Origin of the sequence: Micromonospora solifontis (assembly GCF_003725545.1) — a bacterium.
GTDB lineage: Bacteria > Actinomycetota > Actinomycetes > Mycobacteriales > Micromonosporaceae > Micromonospora > Micromonospora solifontis.
Map to the genome: position 1 here is coordinate 1 of NZ_RJLN01000177.1, position 3,021 is coordinate 3,021.

Annotated in this window: 1 protein-coding gene and 1 pseudogene; both read right to left on the minus strand. The window is 67.7% G+C overall.

Going from position 1 to position 3,021, the window contains the following annotated elements; all coding sequences use genetic code 11:
* Nucleotides 1-106: 106 nt before the first annotated feature.
* A complete protein-coding gene (locus tag EFE23_RS27680) occupies nucleotides 107-1,495 on the minus strand; it encodes an IS701 family transposase (protein WP_123243805.1) in 1,389 nt (462 codons plus the stop codon).
* An 89-nt stretch (nucleotides 1,496-1,584) separates the two neighbouring features.
* Nucleotides 1,585-2,435, minus strand: a pseudogene (locus EFE23_RS27685) (IS5 family transposase).
* Between the last annotated feature and the right edge of the window lie 586 nt (nucleotides 2,436-3,021).

Consider the following 3,021-nt stretch of genomic DNA (forward strand, 5'->3'; position numbering starts at 1 on the left):
GTACTAGTAGTGCTTTGTTAGGTTGGGACGAGTTGGCGGCAGAGAGGGCAGAACCCGAGCCAGGTCGCGAGTAGGTACTGCAGTTGCCGTAGAACGGCGTACAGGCTCAGGTCTGCCCCGCTGCTTTTGGGTGTGTCAGCCTCAGTTGGGTGAGGAACAGTTGGGCGGCTGCGGCGAGGGTGACGTGGCGGTGCCAGCCGATCCAGGAGCGGCCTTCGAAGTGGTCGAGGCCGAGGGCGGTTTTGAGTTCGCGGTAGTCGTGCTCGACGCGCCAGCGGCTTTTGGCCAGGCGGACCAGTTCGGCAAGGGGTGTGTCGGCGGGCAGGTCGGACAGCCAGTAGTCGGTGGGTTCGTCCTGGTCGGGGGGCCATTGCACGAGCAGCCAGCATTCGGGCAGGACACCGTCGTCACCGCGGTGGGGTCCGCGTCGGATCATCCGGCCGGCGGGACGCACCCGCAGGGCGAAGAAGTGCCCGCACAGTTCGCCGTCGGGCCGGTCCGGGGTGCGGTCGGGTGCGGGTAGCCGGGCACGCCAGCGCACCAGACTTGTTGCGTCGGCGCCGTGGGCGAGGGCGAGGTCCTTCAGGCTGCGGGCAGGGTGGGGGTACTTCGGTCTGGGGTGCTTGCCGACTCCGGCGTAGGGGACCTCGACGGGTTGGGCGTCGCCGGGTTGCGCGGTGGTGCTCGACGTGGTCGCCACGATGTAGCTGATGCCGCGTTCGGTCAGGCCTTGGCGGAACTCGGCGACCTGGCCGTAGCCGGCGTCGGCGGTCAGCAGCGGCGGACGCAGTCCCCATGCGGCCAACTCGTCGAGCATTTCCAGGGCCATCAGCCACTTCGGGCGGTACCGCTCTGTGTCGGGGACCTTGGATGCTGTGCGCCGCCGGCGGATCTGGTCGATCTGCTCGGCGGGCGGCACCTGCACGCGGGTGTGTGGTTTCTTCGCTCCGGCTTGGTCGAGGGTGACCGGCTGCTGGCGCAGCCTGCGGGCGTGCGGGTTCGCGGGCTTGCCGTCCGGGCCGGGGACGCAGGTGTCGTCCCAGGACTCCGGCACGAACAGCCGCCAGTTCAGCACCGCCGAGGCCGTGTCGGTCGCCGCGTGGACGCTGACGGCGATCTGACAGTTGGCGACCTTGCCGAGTGTGCCGGAGTACTGCCGGGCAACACACGCCGATGCCTTGCCGTCCTTGGGAAACCCGGTGTCGTCCACCACCCACACCTGCGGCGCCACCAGGTCGACCGCGGCCGTCGCCAGACGTCGTCGCACCCCGGCAACGTCCCATGTGGAGGAGGTCAGGAACTGCTGCAACTGCTGGTGATCGACCCCGAGTCGCTCGGCCATCGGCTGCATCGACTTACGCCGGCCGTCCAGCATCAGCCCCCGCAGATACCGTAAACCGGTAGCTCGCTGATCTGACCGCGGCAACCCCGCGAACACCCCCGCCGCGAAGTCCTCCAACTGCCCCCGCACCCGAACGAGTTCTCGCTCATCCACGCACCGGACCCAAGCACCAGCACGACGCTCATACAAGCGACACGCCACAACGACCTAACAAAGCACTACTAGGACGTGTCTTCAAAGGTTCACAACCATTGGAGTAGCGCGGCGATGGTGACGGTGGCCTGGTACGAGGTCGCGGTCTTGTCGTAGCGGGTGGCGACGCTGCGGCACTGCTTGAGCCGGTTGAAGCAGCGTTCGACGACGTTGCGCCGCTTGTAGAGCTGCTTGTCGAACACCGGTGGTCGGCCGCCTCGGCTTCCTCGCCGGCGGCGGTTGGCCTGCTGGTCGGCGCGTTCGGGGATGGTGTGCCCGATGCCGCGCCGGCGTAGGTCGGCGCGGATGGCCTTGGAGCTGTAGCCCTTGTCGGCGATGACGTGGTCCGGGCGAACCCGTGGCCGGCCTGGTCCTGGCCGTTCGACGCGGATCGCGGCCATGACGTGGGTGAAGCGGGTGCAGTCGTTGGCGTTGCCGCCGGAGAGCACGAACGCCAGGGTCCGACCCAGGCCGTCGCAGGCGAGGTGAATCTTGGTGGTCAGTCCACCTCGACTTCGACCGAGGGCGTGATCTTGTGGTTCGTCCGTTTCTCGGCGCCCCCTTTAGCGCCAGCGGCGTGCTGGTGGGCCTACACGATCGTCGAGTCGACCGAGACCAGCCAGTCGATGTCCCCGGCCGCGTCCGCGTCGGCCTGGACCCCGGCGAGCATCCGCTCGAACGTGCCGTCCAGGGCCCACCTGCGGAAACGGGTGTAGATCGACTGCCAGGACCCGTACCGGGCCGGCACGTCCCGCCACGCCGCCCCGGCCCGGATCTTCCACACGATCCCGTTGAGCACCCGCCGGTCATCGACCCGCGGACGACCACCAGTCACCGCCGACGGCAGATACCGCGACAGCGCTTCCCACTCGACGTCAGACAACTCGTAGCGACGACCCACGCCCTACATCATCCGACACCAAGATCCTTTGAAGACACCGCCTAGCACGGTGCTCCGCGCGTGGCCGCAGGCCGATGAACTGCGGCTTTTCGGTCTCTGCCCTTGTGTGCCGGTCGCAGCGGGGTATTGCTGTGGTCGCTTGCTAAAGATCAGCCAGGCGGCGTTCGTCATGGTCCACCGTGAGAGAAGGACCGCGGTGGACAGCGACTCGTTGCCTCTGCCCATGCGATAGAACCCTGACTCGGAACCTTCCGATCCGTCGTTCAGATGACCTTGCGGAGAGTGACGAAGGTGCGCCGGTAACCTGCCGCGTCCTCGACGGTCCGGGAGCATCTCCGCAGGTCCGGCTAGGCATCGGCGTCGACCGTCGCCGAGCGACCCCTGGAAGGTGGGCGCAAAACCCACTCAACCCCGGCGCGTCCGTGTCAGTTCTCCGACGTCCGAGCAGCCACGGAACGACCTGCTCCGTCCGCCGGGTGAGCCCTCGACTTGGCACTCGCGGTACTGGCTCGCGGGTCGCGAGTCGACGAGATCCCGCCGACCAGGCGGTGCCGATGGTCGATATCCTCGACAGTTGGTTGCCTAG